The 14,503-nt window shown below is 72.2% G+C and carries 13 protein-coding genes; 9 read left to right on the forward strand and 4 right to left on the reverse strand.

The features are described from left to right. Nucleotides 1-115: 115 nt before the first annotated feature. Nucleotides 116-1,063 (forward strand): proteasome assembly chaperone family protein, encoded by a 948-nt coding sequence (locus ACIPWA_RS04420; RefSeq protein WP_068625452.1) that lies wholly within the window; start codon nt 116-118, stop codon nt 1,061-1,063. 315 nt (nt 1,064-1,378) lie between these two features. Then, nucleotides 1,379-1,582 carry a cold-shock protein gene (locus tag ACIPWA_RS04425; RefSeq protein WP_056648823.1) on the forward strand — a complete coding sequence of 68 codons (204 nt, stop codon included), beginning with the start codon at nt 1,379-1,381 and terminating at the stop codon, nt 1,580-1,582. Between the two features lie 72 nt (nt 1,583-1,654). Here the strand turns inward: ACIPWA_RS04425 and ACIPWA_RS04430 are convergent, their stop codons facing one another. Then, nucleotides 1,655-2,764 (reverse strand): spermidine synthase, encoded by a 1,110-nt coding sequence (locus ACIPWA_RS04430; protein ID WP_400288328.1) that lies wholly within the window; start codon nt 2,762-2,764, stop codon nt 1,655-1,657. A 117-nt stretch (nt 2,765-2,881) separates the two neighbouring features. Here ACIPWA_RS04430 and ACIPWA_RS04435 point away from each other — a divergent pair, with 117 nt between their 5' ends. Genes ACIPWA_RS04435 through ACIPWA_RS04445 form a run of 3 tightly spaced genes read left to right on the forward strand, consistent with a single transcriptional unit; the run spans nt 2,882 to nt 5,059 of the window. Beyond that, nucleotides 2,882-3,322: an SAV_6107 family HEPN domain-containing protein gene (locus ACIPWA_RS04435; protein ID WP_400288330.1), complete on the forward strand. Its 441-nt coding sequence runs from the start codon at nt 2,882-2,884 to the stop codon at nt 3,320-3,322. 34 nt (nt 3,323-3,356) lie between these two features. Beyond that, complete coding sequence (locus ACIPWA_RS04440; protein ID WP_400288332.1) at nt 3,357-4,616, forward strand: DNA polymerase IV; 1,260 nt, start codon at nt 3,357-3,359, stop codon at nt 4,614-4,616. A gap of 38 nt (nt 4,617-4,654) precedes the next feature. Further along, complete coding sequence (locus tag ACIPWA_RS04445; protein WP_056762009.1) at nt 4,655-5,059, forward strand: DUF3040 domain-containing protein; 405 nt, start codon at nt 4,655-4,657, stop codon at nt 5,057-5,059. Here ACIPWA_RS04445 and ACIPWA_RS04450 read toward each other — a convergent pair. Genes ACIPWA_RS04450 through ACIPWA_RS04460 form a run of 3 tightly spaced genes read right to left on the reverse strand, consistent with a single transcriptional unit; the run spans nt 5,007 to nt 9,659 of the window. Then, nucleotides 5,007-7,337: a transglutaminase TgpA family protein gene (locus ACIPWA_RS04450; RefSeq protein WP_400288334.1), complete on the reverse strand. Its 2,331-nt coding sequence runs from the start codon at nt 7,335-7,337 to the stop codon at nt 5,007-5,009. The two genes, ACIPWA_RS04445 and ACIPWA_RS04450, sit on opposite strands and share 53 nt — an antisense overlap. Then, nucleotides 7,334-8,653, reverse strand: a complete 1,320-nt coding sequence (locus tag ACIPWA_RS04455; RefSeq protein WP_400288336.1) for a DUF58 domain-containing protein — start codon at nt 8,651-8,653, stop codon at nt 7,334-7,336. Before ACIPWA_RS04455 ends, ACIPWA_RS04450 begins: the two co-directional genes overlap by 4 nt. 1 nt (nt 8,654) lies before the next feature. Then, nucleotides 8,655-9,659, reverse strand: a complete 1,005-nt coding sequence (locus tag ACIPWA_RS04460) for an AAA family ATPase (protein ID WP_068625434.1) — start codon at nt 9,657-9,659, stop codon at nt 8,655-8,657. 337 nt (nt 9,660-9,996) lie between these two features. On the opposite strand from ACIPWA_RS04460, the gene mraZ reads away from it, so the two are divergent. The 4 genes from mraZ to ACIPWA_RS04480 all read left to right on the forward strand — a co-directional run bounded on the left by mraZ (nt 9,997) and on the right by ACIPWA_RS04480 (nt 14,406). Next, entirely contained in the window at nt 9,997-10,431 is a 435-nt protein-coding gene (mraZ, locus tag ACIPWA_RS04465; RefSeq protein ID WP_056649048.1) for a division/cell wall cluster transcriptional repressor MraZ, read from the forward strand. Between the two features lie 257 nt (nt 10,432-10,688). Next, nucleotides 10,689-11,711: a 16S rRNA (cytosine(1402)-N(4))-methyltransferase RsmH gene (rsmH, locus tag ACIPWA_RS04470; protein ID WP_056648834.1), complete on the forward strand. Its 1,023-nt coding sequence runs from the start codon at nt 10,689-10,691 to the stop codon at nt 11,709-11,711. Further along, nucleotides 11,708-12,151, forward strand: coding sequence for a cell division protein FtsL (locus ACIPWA_RS04475; protein ID WP_068625436.1), 444 nt, complete (start codon nt 11,708-11,710; stop codon nt 12,149-12,151). The genes rsmH and ACIPWA_RS04475 overlap by 4 nt, the downstream gene beginning before the upstream one ends. A 158-nt stretch (nt 12,152-12,309) precedes the next feature. Then, complete coding sequence (locus ACIPWA_RS04480; protein WP_400288338.1) at nt 12,310-14,406, forward strand: peptidoglycan D,D-transpeptidase FtsI family protein; 2,097 nt, start codon at nt 12,310-12,312, stop codon at nt 14,404-14,406. The last annotated feature ends 97 nt before the right edge of the window (nt 14,407-14,503 follow it).

Raw genomic sequence — 14,503 nt, forward strand, 5'->3', positions numbered from 1 at the left:
CGTGGTGTTGTCCTGATCGAACCGCCGACGAGCGGGCTGCGTGGACCGGGACGGTCCTCGTGGCTCCTCGCCCGGGGCGGGCGGTACGGATCGCACGACGACGGAGGAGCAGCTGGTGTTGGACCCACGAGGGATCTACGAGGTGGACGAGGCCGCGGTGGCGCGCGTCCTGCCCGCGGCGACGCATGCACAGGAGGGGGCCTCGCTCCGCGCGGTCGGCCCGGTCCTGCTGCACTCGGTGCGCGGGTTCGTGGACGCCGGCACGGCCGGTGACCTCGCGGTCGAGCACCTGCTCGAGGAGTTCGAGGTCACGCGCCTGGTCACGTTCGACGTGGACCAGCTCCTCGACTACCGCTCCAAGCGCGTGACGATGGTCTTCGACGCGGACCGGTGGGCCTCGTACGACGAGCCGTTCCTCGCGATCGACCACGTGCGCGACGCCGAGGGGACGGGCTTCCTGCTCCTGCACGGTATCGAGCCGGACCTGCAGTGGGAGCGCGTGGTCGCCGCGCTGCGCGAGCTCGTGGACAGGTTCGACGTCTCGCTCGTCGTGGGCTTCCACGGCATCCCCATGGGCATCCCGCACACGCGTCCGCTCTCGGTGACCGCGCACGCGACCCGGCGCGAGCTGATCGAGGACCACACGTCGTGGTTCGGGACGGTCAAGGTCCCGGGCTCGTTGGCCGCGCTGCTCGAGCTGCGCCTCGGGGAGTCGGGGCACGACGCCCTGGGCTTCACGGTGCACGTCCCGCACTACCTCGCGCAGTCGCCGTTCCCGCCGGCGGCGGTCGTCGCCCTCGAGAACGTCCAGCGGTCGACGGGTCTCGACCTGCGCGTCGCGGCGCTCGCGGACGCCTCCCAGGAGGCCGTCCAGGAGGTCGAGCGGCAGATGGCCGAGTCCGAGGAGGTCACGGCCGTGGTGCGTGCGCTCGAGGAGCAGTACGACGCGTTCGCCCGGTCGGTGGGCCGCACGAGCCTGCTCGCGGACTCCGCCCCCATCCCGACGGCGGACGAGCTCGGGGCCGAGTTCGAGCGCTTCCTCGCCCAGCAGGGTGGCGAGTGACCGGGGCCCTCGCGGAGGTTCTGCGGAGGTTGTGGGGACGAATCACGGTATTTCCCGGCGTTTGACGTGGCGAACCTCACCTTGACCGTGCAAAACTAGGTCTCGTTGCAGTGACGTGCTCGAGACATGCCTTCGCGTGAACCGGTGTCGACGCAGCAGGATCCCGGTCCGCCCGGGGTCGTGCCTGTCCAGCCGGCGGTCGCCACGACCGGAACCACGCGGAGCGGGTCGCGGGTCCGGCTGCGACGGCTCGATGAACGGGCGAAGGGTCCGTTCGCGGATGTCCCCGGTTGGACAGAAGGTACGAGGAACAGCATGGCGCAGGGTTCTGTGAAGTGGTTCAACGCTGAGAAGGGCTATGGGTTCATCGCCCAGGACGACGGCGGAGCCGACGTCTTCGTCCACTACTCGGCGATCGAGGCCCAGGGCTACCGGTCGCTCGAGGAGGCTCAGCGAGTCGAGTTCGAGATCACCCAGGGGCCCAAGGGCCCGCAGGCGGAGAACGTCCGCCCGCTCTGATCTCCCTGATCTTCTCCCGGTTCTCGCGAACCGGAGCCGGAGGCCGCACCCTGCAGGGTGCGGCCTCCGGTGTCATGTGGTCCCCGGCCCGACGGCGTCGCGCGGGACCGCAGCGGGCGCACCCGGGTGGGTGGCGTCGTCGGGCGCGGGCAGCGGGACGGCGTCCTCGAGCGGCACCGCCGTGCCCGTGAAGCGTCGCACCTCGTCCCCGGTGAGCAGCGTGGCGGGGACCGGCAGGCTGCGCAGCGCGCGCGCCAGGCCCGGGTCGTCCAGTCCGAACGGTGCGGCCTCGTCGAGCGCGTCGGCGGGGTCGTCGTGGTCCACCCGGTCCTCGCCGGCGGAGGCCGTGTCGTCGACGGGTCGCACGACGACGAGGACGAGGTTCCCGTAGCGGCGCCCCTTGAGCTGACCGGGTTCGGCGATCAGGCCGACCTGGTCCGTCGCACGGGCGCCCGCCGAGGGCTGGCCGAGCGCCGCGACCGCCGTCGCGAGCTCCCTGCGCACCAGCGCGAGCGGCGGACGGTCCGCGCAGTTGGCGAGGTAGACCCCGCCAGGGCGCAGGACGCGCAGCGCCTCGCGGACGAAGCCGACGGTCGTGACGTGCGCCGGGGTGGTGTCGCCCGCGAAGACGTCGCGCACGACGACGTCGACGCTCGCGTCCGGCAGCGTCGCGAGCTCTGCCCGGGCGTCTCCGGCGCGCAGGCGGAGCCGGGGTGCGCGGGGAAGGGCGAACCACTCGCGGACGCGGGCGACGAGGTCGGCGTCGAGGTCCACCGCGATCTGGCGCGAGTCCGGTCGTTCGTGCTCGACGTAGCGCGCGAGCGTGCACCCTGCGGCGCCCAGGTGCACGACGCGCAGCGGCCCGGCCGGCAGGGCACCCAGGACCGCGGCCATCTGCTGCATGTACTCGAACGTCAGGAGGCCGGGGTCGGCGAGGTCCAGGTGGGAGCTGGGTACGCCGTTGACCATGAGCGTCACTCCCGTGCTGCCGTCCGGGTCGGGCACCAGCTCGGCCGTCCCGGTCGAGGTCGGGATCTCGCCTGCAGGCAGCTCGTGGACGCTCTCGGCGCCGCGCAGTCGGGTGCCTCCTCGAGTCCGCCGAGGGGCCGTGGACGGCTCTGTGGGTGCCGAGGTGGATGCTGAGGAGCGACGGGACGTCCGTCGGGAGGACTTGCGAGGCATGGGTCCACCGTAGGGGCATCGCGCAGTCGGGTCGGCGCCCGACGACAGGCGACGCCCACCCGGACGGATTGACTTTCGTCGAACAGGTGTTCGATAGTTGACTTCGGAGGTGTTGAGATGACTACGCAGCACAGGGTCTCGCCGGGTGCGGTCGCCCCTGACGTCGCTCGGCTCCTCGCGCGCGCTGATGCGGAGATCATCGCAGCGAACCTCGCAGCGGACCCCGCAGAGCGGTTCGTCCACGCCCACCTCGGTGCGCTGCGCGCTGCCGCGGCGGTCGTCGCGCTGCGCGGCAAGCCGTCCTCGCGCTCTCGAGCCCGCTCGGTCTGGGACCTCCTGGCCGTCGTCGAGCCCGGTCTCGCGGCATGGTCGGTCTACTTCGCGGGCGGGGCGCGCATCCGGGCCGCGGTCGACGCCGGGAGGTTCGACGCGGTCGACCCTCGGCGTGCCGAGGAGATCATGGTCTGCGCCGAGGACTTCCGCGACGAGGTCGCGATGATCATCGACCCGGACGCCGGGTTCGTCCGGCACCCCACGCTCCGGGTCGTGGCCTCGTGACGAGCCGGCGTGCTCTCGACCGGGCGGGCGTCCTGTGAGCCGCGGCCCGCGTTCTGCCCAGGCGCACCGGGACTGGGGGACGGACGAGACCGGGTGCTCCGTCCTGCACGTCGACATGGACGCCTTCTTCGCCTCGGTCGAGCTTCGCCGCCGTCCCGAGCTGGTCGGGCGACCCGTCGTCGTCGGCGGGTCGGAGCGCAGCGTGGTCCTCGCAGCGACATACGAGGCGCGTGCCTTCGGCGTCCACTCGGCCATGCCCATGGCTCTCGCCCGCAGGCTGTGCCCACAGGCCGTCGTGCTCCCCCCTGACCATCTGGCGTACCAGGAGGCCTCGCGTGCGGTGATGGAGATCGTCCACGAGGTCACGGCGCTCGTCGAGCAGATCAGCATCGACGAGGCATTCCTCGACGTCAGCGGGGCCCGGCGTCGGCTCGGGGCGCCCACCGCGATCGCGAGGGATCTTCGGGAGCGCGTGCACGCAGAGGTGGGCATCACGTGCTCGGTGGGGATCGCCACGACCAAGTTCGTCGCGAAGCTCGCCTCGACGCACGCCAAGCCCGACGGCATGATGCTCGTCCCCGCCGCCGCGACCGTGCCGTTCCTGCGGACCCTTCCGGTCGGCGCACTGTGGGGCGTGGGGGAACGGACCGAGAAGCTGCTCGCCGACTGGGGCATCACCACCGTCGCGCAGCTCGCGGACACCGAGGTCTCGGCCGTGCAGGCGGCCGTGGGCAAGGCTGCGGGCGCGCACCTCCACGACCTCGCGTGGGGCAGGGACCCGCGTCCCGTCGAGCCCGGGCGTGCAGAACGGAGCATCGGCGCGGAGACGACCTTCGAGCACGACCTGTACGACTCCGCGGTGATCGGCTCGGCGTTGCTGGGGCTCGCCGACCGCTGCGCCGCGCGGCTACGGCACCAGGGCTTCGTGGCGCGGACAGTCAGCGTCAAGGTCCGCACGTCCGACTTCCGGACCCTCACGCGCTCGAGGACGCTGCGCGCCCCGACGGACGTCGCGCAGGAGATTCACCAGGTGGCCCGCGAGCTCGTGGAGTCGGTCGACCGGCGGGGGCTCCCGGTGCGGCTCGTCGGGGTGCGGGCGGAGAACCTCGAGCCCCGGAGCACGTCGGTGCTCCAGCCCACGCTCGAGGAGGCGGTCCAGGAGGAAGCGGGGTCGCGGCGTGCTGCCGAGGAGACGCTCGACCGGATCCGTGACCGTTTCGGGGTGAATTCCATCGGTCCGGCGTCCACCCGTCGACGCTCGACTACCACCAGGGCAGATGTCGATCTATCCTGAGAGGGACACACTTCAACTGCCGACACCCGGGGGTGCCCATGCCTCTGTCTGAGTACGAGCAGCGCGTACTGGAACAGATGGAAAGAGCGCTGACCTCGGATGATCCGCGGTTGGCGACGACGCTTCAGTCCACGCCCCGCAAGTCCGGCCTGCGCTACGTCGCAGCCGGGATCGGCGTGGTCGGCGGACTCCTTCTCCTGGTCGTGGGTGCGGCGACAGCCAACCCCTGGCTCGGTGTCGCCGGGTTCGTCGTGATGTTCGCGGGCGTGGCCTTCGCCTTCTCGGCACCGCGCAAGCGCGCGAGCGGCCCGGTGGGCGTCGTCGACGGAGACGGGAAGGTCACCCCGCCCCGCGGAACGACCAAGACCTCACCTCCCAGTCAGGGCTTCCTCACCCGACTGGAAGAGCGCTGGGACCGTCGACGTGAGCAGGGCGGTCGCTGAGTCCCTCGCGGACGCCGGAGACCACCTGCTCGAGCAGCGAGGCGAGGGTCTCCGGAGCGGGGGGCTGCCAGGTCCGGGCGTAGCGCTGGGCCTCGACGGCTGACGTGAGCGTCACCAGGGCGTCGGTCGTCGCGACGGGGAGCTGCTTTCCCGTGCGAGAGACCACCTGAGCGACCACGAGCGTCGGTACGTTGCGCAGCGTCGCCGAGGCAGGCCAGCGGATGTCCAGGTCTGCGAGCTGTTCGGTGAGCTCTGCCCAGGTGCTCTCGACGTCCGGTGTGGGGTCGGGGGCGGTACGACGGCGCGCGATCAACCACGCGAGCGCCGACAGCACCAGGAGCACGACCAGCACGCTCCCACCGATGATCCAGGTCCGCTGCCCGCCGTCCTGCGCAGTACCGGTCCCACCGCTGACGTCGGGAACAGGCCCGGTCGTCGGCGCCGTGGTGCCGAGCGCGTTCGGGCTCGCGGCGTTCGTCGGGACATCGCCGGGGTCCGCCGGTGCCGGCGCGTTGTTGGAGGCGAGGAGAGGGTCGGCCCACGAGGGGACCGGGCCCGCCTGGACGGCTGGGGTCGGCTCGAAGCGCACCCATCCCTGACCAGGGAAGTAGAGCTCGGGCCATGCGTGCGAGTCCTTGCCGGTGACCTCGAAGAGGTTGTCGGTCGTCCGCTCGCCGGGCAGGAAGCCGACGGCCATGCGCGCGGGGATCCCGATGGATCGGGCCATCATCGTCATCGAGGTCGCGAACTGCACGCAATAGCCCTGACGGTCCTGCAGGAAGTTCCACACCGTGTCGTCGGTCTGGCCGTCCGGGACCTCTGTCGAGTAGGTGAACCGGCTCCCGTCACGGAAGTAGGACTGCAGCGCGACGGCCGCGTCGTAGCGGTTGCTCGTGTCCGCGGTGATCTCGGTGGCGAGGGAGCGGATGTCCTCCTGGTGAGAGGAGGCCGGGACCTCGAGCAGGTTCGGGTCGTCGAGGTCACCACCTTCGCTGGTGCGCAGCGCCTGGGCGGTCAGGTCGCGCGGGTGGACGACGAAGGAGTACTCCATCCCCGGCTCGGTCGCCTCGTTACCCGTCACCTCGTCGCGGGCGTCGTCGTAGAACCACTCGCCCGGGGCGGTGATCGTTCGAGGTTCGGTCGGCAGGGCGAGCCGTTCGTCGCGCAGGGTCCGGAGCGTGACGTCGACCTGGCGGGGCTCAGCGCCGCCGCCGATCCCCGCGTCGTCGGGCCACAGGACGTTCGACTCCTCGACCTGGGGGCCCTGGCGGGCGTCACCACGTCGCCAGTTGCGCCCGTCGAACCCGGTCAGGGTGAACATCCTCAGCGGGCCGACGTCCGTGCTGCCGGTGCCGTTGGCCCGGTCCTCGGGGAACTCGTAGGTGAGGGCGACCTCTTCCGAGCGGGCCTTGAGGTTGCTCTCCATGTCGAGGTCGCTGGCCAGACGCACGGTGGGGCCCGCGCTCGTGAAGAAGGCGGTCCATGGTGACCGGACGATCTGGGGGAGCGCGCCCGCAGCGGATCCCGCGACGAGGGCGACGAGGGCGATCGCGAGCGTTGCGGCGAGCGTGGTGCTCGCGCGCAGCGCGCGGGTGGCGCGGTCGGGGGGACGGACGCTCGAGGCGGAGGTCGTGGTCCGGCGGACGGCCCGGTGCGGGTTGTCGACGGCGACGAGCAGGAGCAGGGCCGTGACCGTGACGACGAAGACGACGGGCGGGACCGAGCCCTCGATGACCAGCGGAGGGATCCACAGGGCCAGCAGTGGCAGGCCGGCGGCGGCGGGCAGCCGCAGACCACCCGCTATCAGGTCGGTCAGGAGGAAGACGAGCGCGGCACCGCCGACCGCGATGAGGACGAGGGGGAACGACGGTTCGATCGGTGAGGTCTCGGTGGCGATGAGCTGTCGACCGGCCGCGAACCGAGCGAGCACCCTGTCGAGGCTCGCGCTGCTGATCGCCAGGTCGATCCCTCGGGACGTGACCCCTCCGAAGAGGGCCAGCAGGCCCCAGACGCCGACGAGCAGGCCTGCGAGAGTGGGGACGAGCGAGCGTGCGCGTGCCACCGACGCGGAGGGCCGTGTCTCGAGGAGAGCGCGGGTCGCCCAGGTGACCAGTCCGAGGACCAGCAGGAAGGCGGTGCCGGTGCGGGTCCACGGCCCGGGCCCGATCAGCACGGTCAGGGCGTGGAAGGACGCGACGGTCGCGACGAGGACCAGGACGGTGGTGGCCGCGGTCCGCGACAGGTCGGCGCGCCGGGTGCTGACGGTCGGGGTGGTCACCGGTGCTCCTCCATGAGCCTGTCCCAGGCCTGGTCGATCGATGTGAGCTGCGGGTCGACGTGCACGGCGTGCCAGCCCGTCGCGCGCAGCGCGGCCAGGGACTCGTCGAGCTCTGGCGAGGCGGGGGGCCCGACGACGAACGCCCAGTGGTTGCCGTCGCCCGCCATCGCGGCGACCGCCTGCCGGGCGAGCGGCCCGAGGGGCGCGAGGATCGCGACCGTCAGCTCCGCGGGTCGTCTGGTGCTGCGCAGCGCGTCGGCGGTCGCGGTGAGCCCGGCCTCGGCGTCGCGCCGGCTCGTGTGGCCCTGGAGGTCGACGGTCTGGTCGAGGAGCTGGGCCGTGCCCTCGGAGCGGCGCCCGGGCGAGTAGGGGATCGCCTCGACCGCGGGAGCGCCCGTCGAGGCGACGAGGCGGACGGGGTGACCGGCGGCCAGCAACGAGATCCCGACGGACGCGGCGGCCTCGACGGCCCACTCCCCGTCCTCGGCAGCGGACGTGGAGCGCGCAGTCCCCGGCGGGGGAAGGGTCGAGCGGTCGAGGAGGACGGTCACGGGCGGCATCCCGGCGCTCTCGTCGGTGCGCACCATGAGCTGTCCGCGGCGGGCGGCGGTCGCCCAGTGCACCCGGCGGGGGTCGTCACCGGCCACGTAGTCGCGCAGCACGCTGTCGTCGCTCGACGACGTCCGCGCGCCGTGGGCCGATCGCGCGAACTCACCGAAGGCGCGCGCACCGCGCACCGAGAGCTCGGTCGTGCGGGGCCACACGGTGACGGTGCTCGGAGCGCCCAGGGGCTGGGCCGCCCGCACGAGGCCGAACACGTCGACACGGCTCGTCAGCACGGGGCCGAGAGCCCAGCGCCCGCGGTGCTGGGGGCGCAGGCGGTAGCGCACCGCGATCCGGTCCGGATGCGTCACGACCTGTGCGCGCAGCGCGTCCTGCTCGCAGAGCTCCCCGGCGGCCTGCTCGCTGATCTGCAGGCGGGCGAGCCGCCCGAGCGCGGTCGCCGTCGGCTGGACGGGGGCGACGACGAGCCGGGTGGTGACCTGGCTCCCACGGACCGCCGGGTCGGGCTCGACCTTGCGGCCGACCCGGAGGGCACCGCGGCCGCGGTCGATGCGACGCACGGCCATCCACACCCAGGACGAGAGGACCGCGAGCCCCCCGGCGGCCCCGAGCCCCACGACGTCGCGCAGCCCCAGGGCAGATCCGACGGCGATCAGCACGACGCTCGCGCCGAGGACGGCGTTGCCCCGGACGGTGGGCCGGACCCGGGCGAGGCCTCGCAGGCGCCGTGGGGACGTGCGGGCGCCCGGCATGTCAGCGGCTGTCCGTGGACGTGTAGGCGGGGATCGGCGTCCGCTCGACGATCGACGCCACGACGTGGGCGGCGGTGTGGCCGGCCAGGCGGGACTCGGTGGACAGGATCAGCCGGTGCGCGAGCACGGGCTGGGCGAGCAGCTGGACGTCGTCCGGCAGGACGTGGTCACGGCCCGCCATGGCTGCGACCGCCTTGGCAGCGCGGAGCAGCTGGAGCGACGTGCGGGGCGAGGCGCCGAGCTTGAGCCCGGGGTGCTCGCGCGTCTGGGTGACCAGGGCGAGCACGTACCTCTTGACGGCGGGCGACGCGTAGACCGAGCGGGCGACCTGCGCGAAACGCAGGATCGTCGGTCCGTCCACGACGGGGTCGATGTGCTCGAGCGGGGTGTCCGACTCCTGGCGGTCGAGCATCTCGAGCTCGGCCTCGACGTCCGGGTAGCCAACGGTGAGGCGCGCCATGAAGCGGTCACGCTGCGCCTCGGGCAGGGGATAGGTCCCCTCCATCTCGACCGGGTTCTGCGTCGCGACGACGAGGAAGGGTCGGGGGAGGGGGTGGGTCGTGCCGTCGACCGTCGTCTGCCCCTCCTCCATGCACTCCAGGAGGGCCGACTGCGTCTTGGGCGACGCACGGTTGATCTCGTCGCCGATCACGATGTTGGAGAAGACGGGTCCGGGGCGGAACTCGAAGTCGTGCGTCTGCGTCCGGTAGATGTTGACGCCCGTGAGGTCGCTCGGGAGCAGGTCGGGCGTGAACTGGATCCGGCCGACGTGGCAGTCGATGGTGCGTGCGAGCGCCTTGGCGAGCGTCGTCTTGCCGACTCCGGGCACGTCCTCGAGCAGGAGGTGGCCCTCCGCGAGGAGCACCGCGACCGTGAGGTGGACGAGCTCCGGTCGTCCGGAGATCACCGACTCGATCCGGGAGCGGATCCGACCGGTCGCCTCGACGAGCTCGCCGAGAGGATCGAGGCCGTCACGAGACGGGGGAGAGGTGTAGTCGGTGAGCACGAGAAACCTCCGTTGGCCACGCTCGGTGTGCGGACTCGCAAGCCTAGTTGACCATTGTCCCCACTCTCCTCCCCGTCCGGATCGCGAAATGCTCGAGGACGCCTCGAGCGGGGCGGACGAGCCGGGCGAACGTGAGGAAACGACGCGGGTGCCGGTGGCGCCGGGGCCAGGCGCCCCACTGTGTCCTCCACCGTCTGACCTGCGGAGATTGTGCGAAGAGGGGTGAAGTGGCGGTGATATCCCGGGCTTCGTGGAGGCATGTGGAGTACTGTGGAGGAAGTGGGAGCAGGAGGGGAGGGCGCGGCGGATGAGCGAGCTGTTCAGCGGTTCCCCGAGCCTGCTTCTCGGCACCTACACACCCCGGCTGGACGACAAGGGGCGCCTCATCCTCCCCGCGAAGTTCCGCAGCCAGCTCGCGCCCGGGCTGGTGATGACCAGGGGGCAGGAGCACTGCCTCTTCCTCCTGCCCATGGACGAGTTCCGACGCATGTACGACCAGATCCGTCAGGCCCCCGTCACGAGCAAGCAGGCGCGGGACTATCTCCGGGTCTTCCTCTCGGGGGCGAGCGACGAGATCCCGGACAAGCAGGGACGGATCTCCATCCCGGCCCCGCTGCGGGCGTACGCAGGACTCGACCGGGACGTCGCCGTGATCGGCGCCGGCACCCGCGTGGAGATCTGGGACGCCACGGCGTGGTCGACCTACCTCGCCGAGCAGGAGGCCGGGTACGCCACCACGGCGGAGGAGGTGCTTCCCGCCCTCCGCTTCTGACGGACCGCACGACCAGCACGAGCTGTGTACCGCACGACGACATCAAGAGCTGGACGACGAGGACCTGACGCTCCCGCAGGACGAGGCCTCCTCCCGCCCGGTCTGGCGCACTTCCCCGGTGCCAGAACGGACGCGGTGGGAGACCTGGTCCGGCGGCGCGGAACGGTCTCACCGGCACGACGCACGACAGGCAGACACCGAAGACCATGCATCACCCCACGAGCAGCACGACGAGCACCGACCAGGAAGGAGGCGTCATGTCCACACCTCGCAGCACGTCAGGAGCGGGAGCAGAGGACCGGCACGTCCCGGTGCTCCTCCAACGGTGCGTCGACCTCCTCGCCCCCGCCCTCGTGGCGCCGGGATCGGTCCTGGTCGACTGCACGCTCGGCATGGGCGGGCACACGGAGGCCGTCCTGGAGCAGATCCCGACGGCACGGGTGATCGGCATCGACCGTGACACGCAGGCCATCGCGCTGGCCTCCGGGCGGCTCGCGCGGTTCGGTGACCGGTTCCAGGCCGTGCACGCCGTCTACGACGAGATCGGCGACGTGATCGCAGACCTCGGCCTGCCTGCGGTCCAGGGCGTGCTGATGGACCTGGGGGTCTCGTCCCTGCAGATCGATGAGTCGGAGCGCGGCTTCTCCTACGCCCACGACGCGCCGCTCGACATGCGCATGGACGCGACCACGGGCCTCACGGCGGCGGACGTCCTCAACACCTACGACGAGCGCGACCTGGTCCGGATCCTGCGGGAGTACGGCGAGGAGCGGTTCGCGCAGCGCATCGCCCGCGCAGTGATCCGCCGGCGCGAGGTCGAGCCGTGGACCCGGAGTGCGGCCCTCGTGGACCTCGTGCGCGCCAACATCCCGGCCGCGACCCGCAAGACGGGCGGCAACCCGGCCAAGCGCACGTTCCAGGCGCTGCGGATCGAGGTCAACGGTGAGCTCGAGGTGCTCGAGCGCGCGGTTCCGGCGGCCGTCGAGGCCCTCGCCGTGGGTGGGCGGATCGTCGTCGAGTCGTACCAGTCGCTCGAGGACCGCATCGTCAAGCGCGAGCTCGCGCGAGGTGCGACGTCGAGCGCACCGGCGGGCCTGCCCGTCGAGCCCGAGACCCACAAGCCGTACCTGAAGCTGCTCGTCCGTGGCGCCGAGGAGGCCCCGGCCGACGAGCTCGAGCACAACCCGCGCTCCGCGTCCGTGCGCCTGCGGGCCGCGGAGCGGCTGCGTCCCACACCTGACCACCTGCGACACCGCAACCGAGGGGAGAAGCACTCATGAGCTCACGACAGGCTGCTGCCCGTCCTCTGTCGACGCCGGCCCCCGCTCCCGCCCGCCGTGCGTCGCTCACGGCTCTCCCGGGCGGTGCTGCCGGACGCTCCTCGCGGCCTCGGCTCGAGGCGGTCCGTGCGCCGCTCCAGGTACGTTCCCGGATTCCCTTCCTCGTCCTGTGCATGTCGATCCTCGCTGCAGCGCTCCTGGGTGCTTTGCTGTTGAACACGACGATGGCGAACGGCTCGTACCAGATGTCGAAGCTCCGGACGGAGGCGGGTGTGCTCGAGCAGGACACGCAGGCCCTCGACGCCCAGCTCCGGGCTGCCGAGACGTCGCTGCCGGACCGCGCGGTCGGGCTCGGGATGGTCGAGTCGGACGCACCCACGATGCTGCGGCTCTCCGACGGTGCGGTCATCGGTGCCCCGGAGGCGGGAAGCACGCCGTGACCGGTGGGACGGGGCGCAGGACCGGCGAGAGCTCGCCGCGTCCCTCCGCGTCGTCCCGGCCGGGCACACAGCCTGCCGGCTCGACCCGCTCGGGAACGGGCCGCAGCCCCTCGGCCACGTCGCGCGCGGGCGCGTCCCGGAGCTCGACGGGTACGGCGGTGCCTCGCAGCACGACCGCTCCTCGGACGGGTCGCGGCTCGGGGTCGACGTCGAGCCCGAGCGGCCGGGGTGGCGGGACCTCCGCGACCAACCCGACGAGCAAGGCTCGCACGACCAGCAGGGCGGGCGCCGGCAAGGTGCCGACGACGGACAAGTCGCCCGCGACGGGCAAGACCCGCGCGACCGGCAAGGTCGCCAGGACGACGTCCAGGAGTGCCAAGCCCCCCGCCCGGACGGCTGCTCTCACGCCGCGCGCCGGGGGCGGAAGCGGCCTGGGTCGACCTGCGACCGCGACGGCGCCCAGCCCCGCGCGCCCCGAGAAGCGGCAGCGCTGGGTCATGGCCGTCGCGCTCCTGGTCCTGCTGTTCTTCGCCGGGCGTCTCGTGTACGTGCAGGTCGTCATCGGTCCCACGCTCGCGGCCAGCGCGGAGGCGACGCGTACCCAGTCCCACGTGACCCTCGCGCACCGTGGGGACATCACGGACGCCGACGGCGTGGTCCTCGCCACGTCGATCGACCGGTACACGGTCTCGGCGGACCAGGAGACGATCCCGAACTTCGTCCCGTCGAAGCGGCACACGATCGACGGCAAGGCGGTCGAGGAGACGGGGGCCGTCGGCCTGGCCAAGCTGCTCGCACCGATCCTGGACCGTTCGGCGCCCGAGCTTGCGGCCGAGCTCAGCGGCACCAACGGTCGAGTCAACCGGAACGTGATCCTGGCGAAGGGCGTGGTGCCCGAGGTCCAGCGGCAGATCGCCGAGCTGGGTGTCTCGGCCTACATCAGCACGCGGCTCACCACGACCCGGACCTATCCCGCGGGGACCACCGCGGGCAACATCGTCGGGTACGTGGGCGAGGACGAGACGACCGAGAACGTGATCGGTCGTGGAGGGATCGAGGCAGCCTACGACGACCTCCTCACGGGCACACCGGGCAGCGAGAGCTTTCAGCGCGCGGGCGGAGCGGGCGGGGTCCGGATCCCCGGCAGCACGCAGGAGACCGTCGAGGCCGTCCCGGGATCCTCGGTCGCCCTGACCCTGGTGCGGGACATCGGCTGGAAGGCGCAGGACGCGGTCGACAAGGCCGTGGCCGAGACCGGTGCCGACTACGCGATCGCGGTGGTGCAGGACGTGAAGACCCAAGAGGTCCTCGCGCTCGCCGACTCGGGGGCGATCGACCCGAACGACCGCTCCGACGCGCGCGTCGCTGACGGCAGCCGTGCGGTCAAGGACGTGTTCGCGCCCGGCTCGACGGGCAAGGTCATCACGATGGCTGCGGCGATCGAGGAGGGCCTCGCGACCCCGGCGAGCCAGTACGAGGTGAACGACCGCTACACGACCGCCAACGGGGAGACCTTCAGGGACTCGCACCCGCACGCCATGGAGCGCATGACGCTGGCCGGCATCCTCGCGCAGTCCTCGAACACGGGGACGGTCATGGTCGGGCAGGACATCCCCAGGCAGCAGCGCGAGGACTATCTGCGCAAGTTCGGCTTCGGGTCCAAGACGGGCCTCGGCCTCCCGGGCGAGTCCGCGGGGATCCTCGACTCGGCGAAGAACTGGGACGGCCGCACGGAGTACGCGGTCCTGTTCGGCCAGGGGCTGGCCGTCAACGCCGTCCAGGCCACGAGCGTGTTCTCCACGATCGCGAACGGCGGCGTGCGGGTCGCGCCCACGCTGCTCAAGGGCACGACGGGCCCCGACGGCGTGTTCGTCCCGGCCCCCGAGCGGGAGACCACGCAGGTCGTCTCGGAGTCGACCGCGGACCAGGTCCTGCACATGATGGAGGCCGTCGTCGAGGAGGGGTCGGGCACCGAGGCCGCGATCGGGGGCTACCGGATCGCGGGCAAGACGGGTACGGCCGAGGAGGTCGGGGCGGGGGGCGGACTGACCGACATCATGGCGTCGTTCATCGGCGTCGCCCCCGCGGACGACCCGCAGTACACGGTCGCGGTCTTCCTCAAGAACCCTCGGACCAACATCTTCGGCGGCATGGTCGCGGCGCCGGTGTTCAAGGACCTGATGAGCTTCACGCTCCAGAACCGGAACGTGCCCCCGAGCTCGGTCGTCGAGGAGCCGTACCCGACGACCTGGTGACCGTTCGGCCCCCAGGCACGTCTCGCCGTCGGGCCTGCGCGCGCGCCCCGCACGAGGCCTCGGGGCCGTGCGGGCCCGCGGGCTGCACCCATGGCGG

Source organism: Oerskovia enterophila (assembly GCF_044748475.1).
Taxonomy (GTDB): Bacteria; Actinomycetota; Actinomycetes; order Actinomycetales; family Cellulomonadaceae; genus Oerskovia; species Oerskovia enterophila.